15 protein-coding genes are annotated in these 16,301 nt (G+C 43.7%); 6 read left to right on the top strand and 9 right to left on the bottom strand.

What is annotated here, in order from left to right:
- Positions 1-186 precede the first annotated feature (186 nt).
- Positions 187-396, top strand: a complete 210-nt coding sequence (locus FIS9605_RS0124305) for a hypothetical protein (protein WP_026734919.1) — start codon at positions 187-189, stop codon at positions 394-396.
- Positions 397-1,150: 754 nt separating this feature from the next.
- Here FIS9605_RS0124305 and FIS9605_RS0124300 read toward each other — a convergent pair.
- The 6 genes from FIS9605_RS0124300 to FIS9605_RS0124275 all read right to left on the bottom strand — a co-directional run bounded on the left by FIS9605_RS0124300 (position 1,151) and on the right by FIS9605_RS0124275 (position 6,505).
- Entirely contained in the window at positions 1,151-1,939 is a 789-nt protein-coding gene (locus tag FIS9605_RS0124300) for an ABC transporter permease (protein ID WP_026734918.1), read from the bottom strand.
- A 98-nt stretch (positions 1,940-2,037) separates the two neighbouring features.
- Positions 2,038-3,024 carry an ABC transporter ATP-binding protein gene (locus FIS9605_RS0124295; RefSeq protein ID WP_026734917.1) on the bottom strand — a complete coding sequence of 329 codons (987 nt, stop codon included), beginning with the start codon at positions 3,022-3,024 and terminating at the stop codon, positions 2,038-2,040.
- 118 nt (positions 3,025-3,142) lie between these two features.
- Complete coding sequence (locus FIS9605_RS0124290; RefSeq protein ID WP_026734916.1) at positions 3,143-4,786, bottom strand: ABC1 kinase family protein; 1,644 nt, start codon at positions 4,784-4,786, stop codon at positions 3,143-3,145.
- A 115-nt stretch (positions 4,787-4,901) separates the two neighbouring features.
- Positions 4,902-5,162 carry a membrane protein insertion efficiency factor YidD gene (gene yidD / locus FIS9605_RS0124285; protein WP_231510446.1) on the bottom strand — a complete coding sequence of 87 codons (261 nt, stop codon included), beginning with the start codon at positions 5,160-5,162 and terminating at the stop codon, positions 4,902-4,904.
- 38 nt (positions 5,163-5,200) lie between these two features.
- Positions 5,201-5,440 carry a hypothetical protein gene (locus FIS9605_RS0124280; protein ID WP_026734914.1) on the bottom strand — a complete coding sequence of 80 codons (240 nt, stop codon included), beginning with the start codon at positions 5,438-5,440 and terminating at the stop codon, positions 5,201-5,203.
- Positions 5,441-6,505, bottom strand: a complete 1,065-nt coding sequence (locus FIS9605_RS0124275; protein WP_026734913.1) for a mannose-1-phosphate guanylyltransferase — start codon at positions 6,503-6,505, stop codon at positions 5,441-5,443.
- 117 nt (positions 6,506-6,622) lie between these two features.
- Here FIS9605_RS0124275 and FIS9605_RS0124270 point away from each other — a divergent pair, with 117 nt between their 5' ends.
- Positions 6,623-8,062 (top strand): LCP family protein, encoded by a 1,440-nt coding sequence (locus FIS9605_RS0124270; RefSeq protein ID WP_026734912.1) that lies wholly within the window; start codon positions 6,623-6,625, stop codon positions 8,060-8,062.
- Position 8,063: 1 nt separating this feature from the next.
- Entirely contained in the window at positions 8,064-8,216 is a 153-nt protein-coding gene (locus tag FIS9605_RS44320; RefSeq protein WP_197036127.1) for a hypothetical protein, read from the top strand.
- Between the two features lie 134 nt (positions 8,217-8,350).
- On the opposite strand, the gene FIS9605_RS41200 is transcribed toward FIS9605_RS44320, so the two are convergent.
- Positions 8,351-8,566, bottom strand: coding sequence for a hypothetical protein (locus tag FIS9605_RS41200; RefSeq protein ID WP_072032417.1), 216 nt, complete (start codon positions 8,564-8,566; stop codon positions 8,351-8,353).
- A gap of 183 nt (positions 8,567-8,749) precedes the next feature.
- Here FIS9605_RS41200 and FIS9605_RS0124260 point away from each other — a divergent pair, with 183 nt between their 5' ends.
- The 3 genes from FIS9605_RS0124260 to FIS9605_RS0124250 all read left to right on the top strand — a co-directional run bounded on the left by FIS9605_RS0124260 (position 8,750) and on the right by FIS9605_RS0124250 (position 12,158).
- Positions 8,750-8,989, top strand: a complete 240-nt coding sequence (locus FIS9605_RS0124260; protein ID WP_026734911.1) for a helix-turn-helix domain-containing protein — start codon at positions 8,750-8,752, stop codon at positions 8,987-8,989.
- 111 nt (positions 8,990-9,100) lie between these two features.
- Positions 9,101-10,717: a murein biosynthesis integral membrane protein MurJ gene (gene murJ, locus FIS9605_RS0124255; protein ID WP_026734910.1), complete on the top strand. Its 1,617-nt coding sequence runs from the start codon at positions 9,101-9,103 to the stop codon at positions 10,715-10,717.
- Between the two features lie 898 nt (positions 10,718-11,615).
- Complete coding sequence (locus FIS9605_RS0124250) at positions 11,616-12,158, top strand: DUF6174 domain-containing protein (RefSeq protein ID WP_026734909.1); 543 nt, start codon at positions 11,616-11,618, stop codon at positions 12,156-12,158.
- 259 nt (positions 12,159-12,417) lie between these two features.
- Here FIS9605_RS0124250 and FIS9605_RS38000 read toward each other — a convergent pair whose 3' ends face one another.
- A complete protein-coding gene (locus tag FIS9605_RS38000; RefSeq protein WP_082209848.1) occupies positions 12,418-14,877 on the bottom strand; it encodes an acyl-CoA dehydrogenase in 2,460 nt (819 codons plus the stop codon).
- A 125-nt stretch (positions 14,878-15,002) separates the two neighbouring features.
- On the bottom strand, positions 15,003-16,220 hold the full coding sequence (locus FIS9605_RS0124240) for a thiolase family protein (protein ID WP_026734908.1): 1,218 nt from the start codon (positions 16,218-16,220) through the stop codon (positions 15,003-15,005).
- Positions 16,221-16,301: the final 81 nt, after the last annotated feature.

Raw genomic sequence — 16,301 nt, 5'->3', positions numbered from 1 at the left:
ATTATGTTGTAGCTTTGAGCATGATATTTACCAAATCTACTCAAAAATATAAAGATTGCCTTTAAAGATCTAACCTGAAATAATTTAAAAAAAAACGACAAATGAGGTATCTTATTCAAAGGCCTAACATTGTTATTGTTAAACAGGCCTAAAATCGTTATTGCCGCATTTGGTGACAGAGGAGTTATGAAGATAAAAATCTTTGGTTTTGCTCTCTTACTCGGTCTAGCTGCTGCTCTCGGAGCTTGTGAAGGTGGTGGTGGCGATACCACTGCTCCAACTACTCCAGGCGGCGAACCTGCTGATACTGGCGCTACTCCTGGTACTACCCCTGCTACTACTCCTGGTACTAATCCTGCTACTACCGCCAGTCCATCTCCAACCGGCAGCCCCTAGATTGTAGTCTCCAATCAACCCACAACAGGTCTTTGAGAGCGCTCCTCACTACATTCCTGTTTCTAGGGAAAAACACCATTTAGTTGAGTAATGCAAGCTTTAGCTTAGCTTTACTCAAATTCTCTTATATAGAGGAGCCTACTTACTTCTTAATTAAGCCTGTGTTAGTTTTTCATAATTTTGGTCGCCATTGAGAAGGCAAAAAGCGCAATCCCTAGTATCACTGCCTTGGAAATCAAAAGTCAAAAGTCAAAAGATATTGTATTCCGGGCTTTTGCGCCATTTTGTATAGTAAGTTTATTTACGCCGTGCTGTACTAGTAATGTTGAGACGCCTAGTACCAGAAGGCAAGTATACTGAGGAGCCAGTGCAGTCTTGGTATTTTTTCCCGTTATAGGGCATGGGGTGGCAGAAAGCAATCAAAGTAACAAAGTTTATAACATAGGCTTTTCGGCCTTCTCAAACGGTATGTTTATTTTTGCCGTAACCTACAAGTTTACTTAGGACTTAGGAATAAAAAGCGATCGCTCAGTGATTTGAATTAATAAGCGATTAAAAATTGAAAATAAAAAATAAAAAAAAATACTTATTACTAAATATCTTAGATAGGATGCAATTATTTGCAGTAGATGATTAAGGATTCCTATGAGAAATTTATTTCTGTTTTGATTCAACTATAAATAATCTACTAATCATTACCTCAAGCTATTAAATTATTTTGAGCAAATGGTTGTTATTTGGATAACTTCCAAAATTACGCTCCCATTCCTGAATACCGCCTCAAACCTCGCCGCCACAGCCAACGATTCAAACCCAAAAACAACAGAATCCAACCCAACATTGCTAAAAACCCCCGCGTCAGATCTACAGGTATTCCCACCAGAATACTGGCAGGAAAATCAATTAGATAGGGGAAAGGAGTGAAAAGCACCACCGTCCGTATAGGTTCAGGAAAAACATCTAGAGGAGCTATCATACCGGATAAAAACAGATAAAACAGAAACCAGAAATTTTCTATAGCGTTTGCCCTTTCTGTCCAAAAGGAAAATATAGAAAAAGTGTGTTGAATAGCAAAGCGTAAAATAAAAGCCAGTGTCACTACCAAGGCAAACAGTAAAATGTTTCCTAAACTTGGTATCCAAATAGCTTGAGGATAGAGTATAAAAAATAATCCTACTAATAGGAGTGAAAAAGGCATACGAGCAGCTCTTTCACCTAAATGAGCTGCGACGTGATGCCATACTGGATCGATTGGTTGCAACAATCGGTTAGAAAGTTTACCTTCTACTACCTCTTTTTCAACCTCCCAAATTACCCAAACAACTGTGAATTGTCTGACGATAAAAACCGCTAGAAAGTAACGGGCAAAATCTACGGGTGTTAAACCGAACTGTCCTCTTTGGGCTGCTTGTATCCAAACTCCCATCATGATAATTGGTAAGGAACCGGCTAAAACCCATAAGATTAGTTCTGCCCGATACTCCACCATATAGGCATAGTACACAGACAGAAAAGTTAATATTGTTCTGATAATTCTTTTCATAAATTTGTTGGTTGTTGGTTGTTGGTTGTTGGTTGTTGGTTGGTTGGAAACTACTAGTAAAATCCAAACAACAAATAACCACGAACAAACAACAAACCCTAACTACTAACCACTCCCGCTTGAAACACTCGCCCAATCACTTCTTCCACTGGTGGTTCAGTCACCGTTAAATCAATCACATCTAAATCTGCTAAAATCCGCGAGACGGTGCGTGTCAGTTCTTCTTGCTGCACCATAAAGCACACCATCCGTCCGTCTAAATTTTGTACATCACCATAGAACATGAGTCTTTGTTTTGATAGAGGTTGCATTAACTCCACATGAACCTCTCGATAAGGCGCAAACTTTTCCAGCAGTTCATCTAGGCTGCCATCATACATCAACTTACCTTGGTGAATTAACAGCACTCGTTGACATAATGCGGTAATGTCTGCCATGTAATGGCTAGTTAACAGCACTGTGGCTTGATAACGCCGATTATATTCGCGTAAGAAATCGCGTACCCCTACCTGAGCATTAACATCTAGTCCTAGGGTTGGTTCATCTAGAAACAGCACTTGGGGATGGTGTAAAAGTGCTGCCAAAATTTCTGCTTTCATACGCTCACCTAAAGACAATTTGCGTACTGGTTGATTCAGCTTGCCTTCTAGAGAGAGCATCTCGGTTAATTCACCTACTCGCTTGCGAAATTCGCGATCGCTAATATTGTAAACAGCAGCGTTGATCCTTAAAGAATCCATAGCTGGTAAGTCCCAAAGCAATTGCTGCTTTTGTCCCATCACCAGGGTGATTTTTTGCAAAAATGCTTCTTGGCGACGATAGGGGACGTGTCCTGCGACTGTGACTTTACCGCTAGAGGGATGAATTAGTCCCGTAAGCATTTTCAGTGTAGTAGTTTTACCAGCACCATTCGGCCCTAAAAATCCCACCACCTCCCCAGCTGCAATTTCAAAAGAAACATCTTGAACAGCTTTGATTTCGCGGTAGGTGCGGCGAAAAAAGTGGGTGATTGTCCCAACAATGCCTGGTTCTTTAACAGCAACAGGATAAACTTTGCTCAAGTTTTGAGCCTCGATTATCGGCATAATTTGTTAATAGTTGGTGGTTGGTGGTTGGTGGTTGGTGGTTGGTGGTTGGTAGTTGATTGTTGGTAGTTGATCGTTCCAACCAACAAACAACAAACAACAAACAACAAACTAATAATTAACGTAAATTACCCGATCGCAAAATACTGATAATCAACCATAAACCTAACAAACTAGCGGTAGCAAATAATACATTACTTAAAAAAGATAGTTCTGCTGTTCGGGGATTACTAGAAAGAATTGCTGCACCCATAATTAGTGAACCTACTAGAATGCTAAAAGACAGCCGATTGGCAGCTTCATCTGTGGTTCGGCGCAAGCTATCTAGACCGCGTACGGTTAAATTCCACTGGAGTGTTTCCGAGGTCACTCGATCTAACAGCAATTCAATTTGCCGGGGAGATTGTAAAGAGAGACTTTTGAGATCCAGTGCTGTTCTCAAGAGCGATCGCACCGGAGTTTCCCCAAACAGTTGGCGACGGAACAAGTCTGTCAGCAATGGCTGAATTTCATCTATAAAGTTAAGTTCTGGGTTAAATGAGCGTGCCACTCCCTCTAAATTAGCCAGGGTTTTCGCATATAAACCCATATTGCTGGGCAAGCGAATTTTATTGTTACGGGCAACTTGCAGTAGCTCATAAATGATCTGACTGAAATTCATTTGCGACAAGCTCAAGTTGTAATACTTCCGCAGCATTCGGTCATAATCATTTTCGAGACGAGCCAAAATCACTGGTTGAGTAGAATCTGCAAGCTGCAAAGTTAACTGCGCGCAACGCTGAGCGTCTAAATCGACTATTGCCAACAACATTTCTGTCAAAATCTGCTGTGTGCGGGGATCGAGGCGTCCCATCATCCCACAATCGATCAGGGCAATGCGACCATCTTTGAGATAAAAAATATTCCCTGGATGGGGATCGGCGTGAAAGAACCCATCTACATATAGTTGTTGAAAGAAGGCGCGAAATAGTAAAGTAGTAACTCTTTTTCGCTCTGCGGCAGGATTTTTACCGTTTTCGCTGCTCAGACTTGCCGACAGCAGTGGTACACCGTCTAGCCACTCCATCACCATTAATTTGGGTGTGGTTAAGTCCCAGTAAATTTCTGCAACTACTATTTGATTGGGATCGAACCAGCGACTCTCAGATAAATTGCGTCGCAACTGGTCGGTATAATCTGCTTCGCGGGTAAAATCTAATTCTGCTTCGAGTGCTTTGGTAAATTCTTCAGCAATGGATTTGATTTCGTAGGTTTGCCCAAATTCGGTACGTGCTACTAGATCGGCAATACCCTGAATTAAGGCAATATCCTGGTTAACGACAATATCAATTCCTGGACGTTGCACTTTCAGCGCGACTTCCCGACCATTTTTGAGTGTAGCTCGGTGTGTTTGAGCGATCGAGCCAGCTGCCACTGGCACAGGATTAATTGTGGTAAAGGTTTCTTCTAGAGATTGTTTTAGTTGTTTGCGGATGAGTACTTCTACTTCTGCCCAGGCAACTGGCGGTACTTCATCTTGCAGGGTTGATAGTTCCTCAATGTAAGCTGCACTAAGTAGGTCTGGACGAGTAGAAAGTAGCTGGCCTAGTTTGACATAGACAGGCCCCAAATCTACCAAGATATTTTTTAAAACTGCTGGTGTGGGTAGCTGAGGCTCATCGGCTTTACCGCCTGTGAGCAATCTTCGCATGTAATCCCAGCCATTGCGGAATAAGACTTCGATGATTTCTCTTTGACGGGGAACAGTTTGAGTGAGGAACATAGTTTTGATAAACCGCCATGTAATGGGGAAAGGGGAAAGGGGGAATGGGGAATGGAGAAAAACTATTAGCAATTAGCAATTACCAACCCTGGTAGTTACGTTTGTTTACGACCCATTAAAGAGGTATGCAACAGGGGATGATAATACACCGGAAGTTGTTTGCAGTAGTGGTAGTTGTGAGAATTTTGCTAGCACTAGCGCAATCTTTAAATCTTTGTAAAGATGATTTTACGGCTTCTGTCAAACTTTGTTCGGTCAAGCTTCGTTTGATGTAATCAGAGCAGGAATCCCCACCGTGCAATAAACGATGGGGGCAAGAAAATCCTTTGTGGGGAGAAATATAATTTTGATAGGCAATAATAGAGTTAATTGCCATTGTTTTAGCGAGAGGCTGAAAATTGATGCTTTCCATAACTAAAAAACAAGCACCCAACAGTCTACATATATCGGAAATTCTGCCTTTTCAGCCTCTGTCATTAGTTGGTAGTTATTGGTTGGTTGTTGGTTGTTGACGGTTGGTAGTTGATTATTGGTTGTCAGCTGGTGGTTTTTCCATAAACGCCCTTTCTCAGCTTCCCGTAGACGGGTGTAACCCAGTTTCTCGTAGAGTAGGGTACAACAAACAACAACCAACAACCAACAACCAACAATCATTTACAGCAGTTCCGTGAATCGGGGATCGCTTTCTAAAGTTTTGAGGATCTGCTTGATTTCTTGAGTACGGTCTTTTTTAACAACCAGGGTGACATTGCGATCGCGAACAATAACTACATCATCCAGACCAATGGTAACAATTACATCATCAGTATTGCTGGCATAGACAATTGCCCCTTGTGTATCCAATCCTACATGATTAGCTAGTTCCACATTTGGTGCATCTTCTTTTTTCAGTAGGCGCTCGATCGCATTCCAATCACCCAAATCATCCCAACCGAACTCAACTGGTAAGACATGTGTCAAATTCGTTTTTTCCATGAGAGCATAGTCTATACTCTTCTTAGGTATCTGGGGATAGATATCAGGGCCGTGCTTTTCTAACGGTTCAATGATTTCTGGAGCGTGGATATGCAGTTCCTTAAGAACAACACCCGCCCGAAAAATAAACATCCCACTATTCCAGCTAAAACGCCCCGTAGCAAGGAAATTTTCTGCCGTTTGACGGTCAGGCTTTTCAGTAAAGCGGTTAACGTGATAAGCTGGCAAGTCATTAAAGCAACCAATCCTTTCGCCTTGTTCTATGTAACCGTAGCCAGTTGATGGAAAGGTGGGCTTGATCCCCAGTGTGACAATCGCTGCTGTGTTCGCCGCTAGCTCAGTTGCTGCATATAATGTGCGTGCAAAAGCATCCTGGTCGGCAATCCAGTGGTCAGCAGGGAAAAAGCCAACAACAGCGTCATCTCCATAACGCTGTTTAATTTCCAAACTTGTCCAAGCAACTGCGGCGGCAGTATCCCTTCCCTGAGACTCGACCAGTAAGTTGTTAGTTGGCAGTTCGGGCAGTTGGTCTTTAACTCCTTGAGCTATCTGACTAGAAGTAATTACCCACAAGTTCTCCCAACTGCCTGCAAATGGTAGCAGTCGGTCAGCGGTTGCTTGTAACAGACTTCTAGAACTGCCATCTAAATTTAAAAACTGCTTGGGTCGGTTTCGGCGACTCAAGGGCCAAAAACGCTCACCTTTACCACCGGCAAGAATTACGGGGAACAATGGTCTAGTCATGTTGTCATAAAAACTTACTCAAGGACACTACTAAGTGTACTGTGATGTCCTTCACTGGCAAGATTTGTTGCTTGCATTAACATTAGGTTTAGGGAGTGGTTGAGTGGGGAGATAATTGTGGTTAAACAAGTAGTACAGATCAAAAATCAGGGTAAATCTCAAAGAGTACAACAGTCAACTGAAGAGGGAGCCGCACAACAGCAAGCAAATGTTTCCTCTAACTTGGTAGAGTCAGTGGGTTCTATTCCCAGCCAGCTTTACTACAGATTGGGTTTGGCAATGCCCCGGTGGCTGTTTTGGCTGTTGACTATAGTTGTGGGGTTCACACTGTCAGGGTTGCTGGTATCGACATTGGCACTTTGGACTCCATTATGGAGCGATATAGATAGAACAGACGAAGAATTGGGCATGGGGGGAGCCGAAGCAGAAAAAACACCATTGCCTGGGGAAATTTGGAACAATATTTCCGAGTACAAGCTCACACGCCCGATGAATATTCTGGTGATGGGTATCGAACCAGTTCGCGGTGCTGTGAATGGCTCACCAGAAAGTTTTGCCGCTGATAGCGATACCATGCTACTGGTAAGGCTGAACCCTGAAGACAAAACAATACGAGTGCTTTCGATCCCCAGGGATACCATGATTGCAATTCCAGAATCGAAAGGATTGACTAAGGTATCCGATGCCAATGCTAAAGGAGGGCCAGTATTGGCAGCGCGGGTGATTAGCCGCACTCTAAGTAATGCACCTATAGATCGCTACATCCGTATCTCTACTAGTGGGTTGCGGCAGTTGGTAGATCGATTGGGTGGGGTAGAGGTGTTTGTTCCCAAACCAATGGAATATAAAGACTCTGCTGGCAAGTTTTCGATTAATTTAGTTAGTGGTTGGCAAACTCTCAACGGTGAACAAGCAGAACAATTTGTACGTTACCACGAAACTAACACGGGTGATCTAGAGAGAGTGCAACGGCAACAAGCACTGCTAGTAGCATTACGCGAACGCCTGTTTAGTCCCACGGTTTTACCGAGGTTGCCGCAGTTAGTCCATATCATGGGCAAGTACTTTGACACTAACCTGAAAGTCGAAGAAATGATGGCACTGGTCAATTTTTCTCTCAACTTAGAGCGAGAGAACTTCCAAATGACCATGCTACCCGGTATTTTCAGCCGTTTAAGTGCAGATCCCAATAGCTATTGGCTGAATCTGACTGGAAGAGGTGAGTTGCTAAATAATTATACAGGAGTGAATATCGGTGGTCTGAAGCCAGATGGGCGTCCCCTACCTAGCTTAAAAATTGCTATTCAAAATGCTTCTAATCAACCCCAGCTAACTGGAAAAGTTATTAACTCTCTCAAACAGAAAGGCTTTCAAAAAGTTTATGCTGTGTCAGATTGGCCAGATCAGCGCAGCGAAACTAAGATTATCGTCCAAAAAGGCAACCGCCAAGCAGCAGAAAAACTACAAGAATTACTAGGCTTGGGAACTATTGAGGTATCGTCAACTGGCGATTTAGAATCCGATCTCACTATTAGAATAGGGAAAGATTGGAAATAGTATGTTAGTGGTTGGTTGTTGGTTGTTGCTTGGAACAATCACCAAACAACAAACAACAAACAACAAACAACACTGTTGTTATGAAAAAAATTTTGCTGCGCTTGTTTGGTTTGATAGGGATTTTGGTTTTGGCCTGGTTGTGGGTATTGCTTAATGCCAAACCAGCTTTTGCTTGATTAATAAAGTAGAGACGCGAAATTTCGCGTCTCTACAACCTGTAATTTTTGTTAGGGGCGGGTTTATAAACCCGCCCCTACTATATTAGGAGACTTAGGCCTCCTCTATTTTTTATCTTATTTTTACAAGTGTTTGAGCTATTGCTTGAGCATCTTTGTCAAAAAAAGTTTCTCTGTCACCGTTGCTCCAAATGATGACGCAAACTGTTTGTAACGACATATTAAAATGAACTTTCTGAAACCGAATTTGACGAGCGTAAGCCAAGCTCACATAGCCTCTTGTAGGAGTTTGGCAAAGGATGAGAAATTTAAACGTTGTTAATGTCATAATTTGAATGTCTTTAACTTTTAATGAACTGTTAAAAGTGTGGACTAGAGAAGCGGTTTTGTTTTCTAGGCGCTACCGCTTTCTCTATGTAATTATTTTAACTAATCACGTGATGATTTATCAACTATTCACGTTATCTGTTAAGATTAGGTCATCAATATTCACGTGATGATTTAAGAGAAGATGAAAGTTACAAAGACAATCTCAATCGATGTTCCTGATTTGGGAGCAAAAATCAAGGCAGCTAGAGAAGCAGATCCGCGCTCACTCAAGGCTATTTGTAAAGCTGTCGGAATGTCTCAGATGAACTGGTATCGAATCGAAGATGAAAAGCAATCCCTCCCCATAGAAAAGCTTCGCAAAATCGAAGAAGTGCTGGGGATTGACTTTGGTGTAAATTTTGAAGGAAATACAGATGTGTGACCTTCTGCAAACCTGTAAGCTCCCTTTTATAAAAATTACCCTGACAAACTACTTGATTTCCGGTTAAATGTTTTCAGATATGCGCCGTTTCTTGGTTGTCAGGTACTGTTTGTGACTGAAGAACAAAAAGTCTCTCGTTCTCTAGTTGGAATTGCTGGCATTGTTGCTGTTGCCACAATTATTAGTAAAGTTGTAGGTTTAGCACGACAAGTCGCTATTGGTGCAGCTTTTGGTACTGGTGCCGTTGCTGATGCCTATAGCTTTGCTTACATTATTCCTGGATTTCTGCTGATTTTACTTGGTGGGATTAACGGGCCCTTCTACAGTGCGATCGTCAGTGTTTTAGCCAAACGCAAGAAAGAAGAAGCAGCCCCGTTGGTAGAAACGATGACCACCCTTGTTGGTGGTGTGCTGCTAGTTGTTACCGTTTTTTTGGCAATCTTTGCCGGACATATCATTGACTTAACTACACCAGGGTTAGAAAAACGTCTAGATGGGCAGTTGGTGAAAGCGATCGCCACTCAACAACTCCAGATCATGTCACCAATGGCTGTCCTCGCAGGATTAATTGGTATCGGTTTTGGCACGCTCAATGTGGCTAATCAGTACTGGCTACCCTCAATTAGCCCTTTGCTATCAAGTATTACAGTTGTGATCGCAATGGCTTTTCTGGGGCTGCAATTAGGTGATAAAATATACGCACCAGAAAATCTCATGTATGGTGGTGCAGTATTAGCATTCGGAACTCTAGCAGGTGCGTTGCTGCAATGGCTCGTGCAGTTAGTAGCGCAAGCACGGGTTGGTATGGGTTCATTGCGCCTGCGATTTGATTTTAATCAGCCGGGAGTCAGAGAAGTAATGAAAATCATGCTCCCAGCGACTTTTTCCTCTGGGATGCTCTACATAAACTGGCAGATAAATTCTATTTTCGCTTCCTTCATTCCCGCTGCTGCCTCTGGCTTAAATTATGCCAACTTATTAGTACAAACCCCTTTGGGGGTAATTTCCAACGTCGTTTTAGTTCCCCTGCTACCGATATTTTCTCGACTTACCGATCCCAATGACTGGCATGAATTAAAATTACGCATTCGCCAAGGACTGATCCTTTCCGCTTTTACCATGCTGCCCTTGGGTGCTTTGATGATAGCTCTATCAAATCCGATTGTGCGTGTAGTATACGAGCGCGGAGCATTCAATCAAGCTGCCTCTGATATGGTATCTTCTCTGCTGATTGCTTACGGTGTGGGGATGTTTGTTTACTTGGGGCGTGATGTCTTGGTACGGGTATTTTATGCTTTGGGCGATGGTGATACACCTTTTCGCATCAGCCTGTTTAACATCTTTCTCAATATCTTCTTAGATTGGATTTTCATCAAATCTTTTGGCGCTCCTGGTTTGGTGTTAGCAACGGTAGGGGTGAATTTGAGTTCCACATTGATGCTTTTATGGTTACTCGATCGCAGGCTGAATGGTTTACCCTGGCGAGAATGGAGTGTACCGATTTTGGGTTTGACTGTTGCTAGTGTAGTAGGAGGTTTTGTCAGCTACGGTTCTCTTGTAGTTTGTCAAAGATTGTTAGGTGCAGATGGTTTGCTGACTCAACTGTTGCAGTTGGCTATATCTGGTTTGATTGGTTTGGTAGTTTTTGGTGCGATCGCCACTCAAATGAAATTACCAGAAGTGAGTGTTTTTGTTAATCGTCTGCGTCAGCGGTTTTTGAAGAGATGAGGTGCGATCGCTCTACGCTAAAAAATAAATTCTACTTTTCCGAAATTGCCAACTCCGGGGTTGTAGTCTTTATCAGAACAGCGACTTATATGTAACTTCTATAACTAACCTTCGGGGAATATAGCCCTACCAAAGCCCAGCCACTGATGACTGGGTTTTTTGGTAAGTGAGTCTATCCACAACAACAAAAAACCCCGGTGAAAAACACCGAGGCTACCATGAGGAATCCAAATGTCGATGGGAGATACCAAAACCGAAATCAAAAAATTTTGTTTGTTTTTGTGTTTTGTTACCTTATGTAAATAAAGTTAACAATTTTGTTACAAATAGTCAACAGGACTTGACACAAAAACACCGATCAATTTAATAAGAAGTACTTATCAGACATAGAACTGGCTAGGTACTAGTGGTCTGCCAACCCAAAAATGCGCTTGTGAGGGCTGGGGAAAGGTTAAAGGGAAAGGGATTCAAAACCTTTCACGCCAGTCGCTACAACGCGTGGAAAAGCAACGCGCTGGCTCCTCTTTTCCCCTTTCCCTTTACCCCGCCAAGTTCCCGGGCGCGAACTACTAGGGACTGGTGATTGGAAGAACCAGAGGTTATAGTTCTCGTTCTCGTTATCAAGTTGAACCTGGTAACGAGGAGGTGGGCTGCTGCCTTCAGGTTCAACTGGTGCAAGATGTGAATTCACGTGAATTAGGCTTTTCTAACAAAAGTTCTGATTTTTCCGAAATGGATAACCTAAGCTTGGTAGTCTTTATCAGAACACTGATTTATAACTAACTTCTTATAACTAACCTTCGGGGAATATAGCCCCACTGCTCATTATCAAAAGCTCGGTCATTGTGACCGGGTTTTTGACATGTAGTGACTTCCGTTGGAAATTTATTAATAATATATGGCTGTGATCAATCAATCGCGCCTGCAATGGCTGGCTATTGTAATATTATTCGCAATTAGTGGTCTTGCACTGTATGGCGATCGCGTATTGTTATTTAATTCTTCTACTAATCAACTAGCAGCAGCAAAGCAAAAGTGGGTTACGCAGGCTGTAGAGCATTACCGTTTGAGTATTAACTATTTCCACCTCAATTGTCAGCAAGAGGTGGAAATTAAGAATGAAAAGGTGGTTGCTGTCCGCAAAAATACTTGCTCAACAATACCCGTACAGACTATTACCGACTTATTCAACCAAATTGAATCAAAGGCAGGCGGCAAGGAATGCGGGCCCAATGGATGTGCGTGTGATGGCCCGTTGGGCGTAGATGCCATTTATGACGATCAATTTGGATATCCGCGTCAAGTTGAAATTAGATTACAACCAGAAAAGCGCTGGTTATATTTCAATTCTTTGAATGACATATTTCCAGGGAGAATGTGTACGGCTGTTGGCTTTATTGACCAAAAGATTACCGTTCGTGAGTTCAGTCCTATTCAGTGAATTTTGTGTGCTATCTAGTACAAGATGACGGAAATAAATCGACCATAGTTAAGAGGTCAAAAGCTGGGAAAAAGGAATTTTGACTTCCGCATAGATGCACATTGGCATCCTTTAGGGCGGCATTACTGTGAATGTAGGGAAAAATTCAGCTTTTATCCCCGTTGTAACCGATGCTCCTGACCAAGAGGTGATTGTCTGAATTGATTTTATCGGTTTGTAGCGCCACCCTTACGCGAAGACGCTACTGCGCCTAAAGGACTTACTCCCTTACCGCTACAAAATCGCCCATTTCTTCCTTCCTGTCCCTTGTGGTTCGTTCAAAAAATCTCTTACCTTCTAGCTGATACTCCTCCAACGTAAACGCATCCACTTGAATCGCATCATTGCGAACAGACTCTGCCTCGCGAATTATTTCAGCCTCTTCGGAACTAATCACCCCTGCTTCTAGTGCTGCTGCAACTAGCTTTTCTGGTCTTTGCTGTGGCAGCTTACCGACACGACTGGCAGCTTTGATAGATTTGAGAATAGGCTCAACTTGGGATGATAAAAGGAAAGCACGTTCCAAGCGCCCTAATGCTTCATCCACAGCAGCAGGAATATAAATATTTGCGGTGAGTCTGTCTCGTAACTGTCCTGGAGTTTGGAGGCTGTGGGCAACTTCGCTACCAAGTTGGTCACTAGGCAAGATGCCAATCGGATTTAGTCGCCACCACCAAGCAAGTACTGGCATAGACATATTACTGAAAATACCCTCAAAGCCTTGCTGAATTTGAGCAAAGGCATATTGCATTGCCCAGTGAACAAAGGGCAAATCTTCTGGTAAGCAACCTTCCGCCTCAAAGCGACGCAGGGTAGCAGTTCCCAGATACATCCATGACAGAATATCAGCAAACCGTCCGGTCAACTTTTCCCGTCGCTTCAGCGTACCACCAAAGCTGAAGAGAGCAAGGTCGGTAAGAAAGGCAAAAGTTGCAGATGCCCACTCCAGTTTGCGGTAGTATCTAGCTGTCGCTCCTTTGACCGGAGACAAAGCCAAATACCCACGGGAAATATTGAGGAGAAACGCGCGGAAACCATTACGCACCATCAAGCCGATGTGATTCCAAAAAGCACTATCAAAGGCGCTGACATCCGACTGATTAAGGGCGGCAATTTCTTTATAGACAAAGGGATGACAGCGAATCGCCCCCTGACCAAAAATCATCATCGTGCGGGTGAGGATATTCGCCCCTTCAACGGTAATAGAAATAGGAGTAGCTGTATAAATATTTGCCAATAGGTTTCTCGGCCCTCGACAAATTCCCGCACCTCCCACAATATCCATACCATCATTGATGATTTTGCGCGAGAGTTCTGTCAGATTGTATTTGGCGATCGCAGAAATTACCGCAGGCTGTTCACCCTTATCTACCGCACCGCAGGTATAAACGCGCGCTGCTTCCATTAAGTAAGTCAAACCGCCAATCCGCGCCAGGGGTTCCTCAATCCCCTCAAAACGACCGATGGGCAAACCAAATTGCTGCCGCACCGTAGCATGAGCGCCTGTAACTCTTGCTACTAGTTTGCCAACTCCCGTACAGCTAGCAGGAAAACTGATACCTCGACCTGCCGCCAAGGTCTGCATAAGCATTTTCCAACCCTGGCCAGCCTGTTCTACACCACCAATAATCTGGTCAATAGAGACAACTACATCATGTCCTTCCGTGGGGGAATTGTAGAAAGGTACGCCCATTGGATCGTGGCGTTTGTTCAACACTACACCAGGTGTATCAGTATGAATTAGAGCGCATGTAATACCTACATTTTCTCCTTTGCCTAAGTGATTTTCCGGGTCGCGCAGTCTAAAAGCTAGTCCGAGGAGAGTGGCGATCGCACCCAAGGTGATATAACGTTTCTTCCAATTCAAACGTAGATAAAGCTTGCCATCTTCACCCTTAAACACTATGCCTTCCGACGTAATACTTGCCGCATCTGACCCAGCATTCGGTTCGGTTAGCGCAAAACAAGGAATTTCTTCTCCCCTTGCTAGGCGTGGTAAATAATAATTTTTCTGTTCCGGCGTACCATAACGCAGCAACAGCTTAGCCGGCCCCAAGGAATTTGTGACGCCAACAGTAGCGATATGGGTGAAAGAACGCGACGCTAACTTTGTCATCACGGTACTGTAGGCGAAGTTGGAAAAGCCCAAACCACCATACTCTTTAGGAATCATCATCCCGAAGAAGCGCTCTTGTTTGAGATAATCCCACACTTCGGGTGGTAAATCCTTACGTCGGTAAATTTCCCAATCACTTGCCATGCGACAAACTTGCTCTACTGGGCCATCCAGAAATGCCTGAAGTTCTGGTGTAACCTGAGGATAAGGTTCGCTGTTCATGCGTTGGAAATTTGGTTTACCAGAAAAGAACTCGCCATCTACCCAAACAGTCCCCGCTTCAATCGCTGCCCGTTCGGTATCAGAAATTTTTGGTAAGATATTGAATTTTTTTATACCGTAAATTAGTGGTGAAGTGATTAATGTTTTCCGCAAAAACGGTATATTCAACACGATAGCTACCGTACCGAACAGTATCCAAATCCAAAGCGGTGCATTGCTTGCTACCAGTACTGTTGCAAAATAAAGCGACCATGCCCACAATGGCACACCGATGTAACCCAGCAATAGGAACAGAAATATCAACGTGGGAGTAATAATCGCTGGGTAGAGGAGGTTAATCATAGCTTTACCCTAACTAAATAGTTGTCACGAACTGCGTAAATCAAAACGCATGAATCTCTTTGTGTCTTAGTGTCTTGGTGGTTAAAAAATCTTTAACCACCAAGGCACCAAGACACCAAGTATTTTCAAACCATCAAATTCTCAAACACCGCTGCTGCTCCCATTCCGCCACCAACGCACATCGTCACCAGACCATAGCGGACACCACGTCGTTTCATTTCATGAAAGATCGTGGCTGTGAGTTTCGCACCCGTGCAACCCAAAGGATGCCCAAGGGCGATCGCACCTCCATTTACATTCACAATTTCTTCATTCAGACCAAGTTTGCGAATCACGGCAAGGCTTTGGGCGGCAAAGGCTTCGTTTAGTTCAATCAGTCCGATATCATCCAAAGTCAGTCCTACTTGCTTCAGTACCTTGGGTACTGCTTCTGTTGGGCCGATACCCATAATTTCTGGTGGTACACCAGCCACAGCGTACCCTAACATTCGTCCCAGAGGTTGTACGCCGAGTTCCTTGACCATGCGATCGCTCATCACCACCGTCGCCGCTGCACCATCTGACATTTGTGATGAGTTACCCGCCGTGACTGTACCACCCATGCGAAACGCAGGCTGCAACTTAGCTAAAGCTTCTAAGCTAGTATCGGGACGCGGGCCTTCATCTACCTGGAAAACTTTTTCTACCGTCTGTGGTTTGCCATCGATATATAATGTTTCTCGCACCGTTAGGGGTATAATTTCATATAATGTTTCTCGCACCGTTAGGGGTATAATTTCTTCGGCAAACCGACCTTGGGCAATTGCAGCTAATGCTTTTTGGTGCGATCGCAGGGCAAAGACATCTTGCTCTTCACGGGAAATTTGGTAACTCTGCATCACGTTTTCCGCTGTAATGCCCATCGTAGTGTAGGCGTTGGGAGTCTCCACCATCATTTCTGGGTTAGGAGCCAAAAAATGTCCTCCCATCGGAATCAAACTCATTGATTCGGCTCCACCCGCAACAATGACTTCTGCTTGTCCTGCCATAATCGCCTGGTTTGCCATTGCGATAGTCTGAACCCCGGAAGCACAAAAGCGGTTAACGGTGCAACCTGCGACAGAATCAGGTAATCCCGCTCGCAGTGCGATCGCCCGTCCCAAATTGAATCCCTGTTCTGCTTCCGGAAACGCACAACCAAAGATAACATCATCTATGTGCACTGGCTCAAGACCTTTGACTCGTGCGATCGCTGCTTTAGTGACAACAGCTCCCATATCATCCGGGCGCATATTACGTAGTGTGCCCCGTGGGGCTTTTCCAACAGCAGTCCTAACGCTGCTGACAATATAGGCTTCTTTCATAGGTATTTACCAAATGTGGGTTTTGAAGTGTTGACTGGGATAAGAAGCACGGTTGTAGGGAGGTAAGTTAACAATTCTCTG

The sequence above is a fragment of the Fischerella sp. PCC 9605 genome (genome assembly GCF_000517105.1).
Classification (GTDB): domain Bacteria; phylum Cyanobacteriota; class Cyanobacteriia; order Cyanobacteriales; family Nostocaceae; genus PCC9605.
This window is presented reverse-complemented; position numbering and strand designations above follow the sequence as displayed.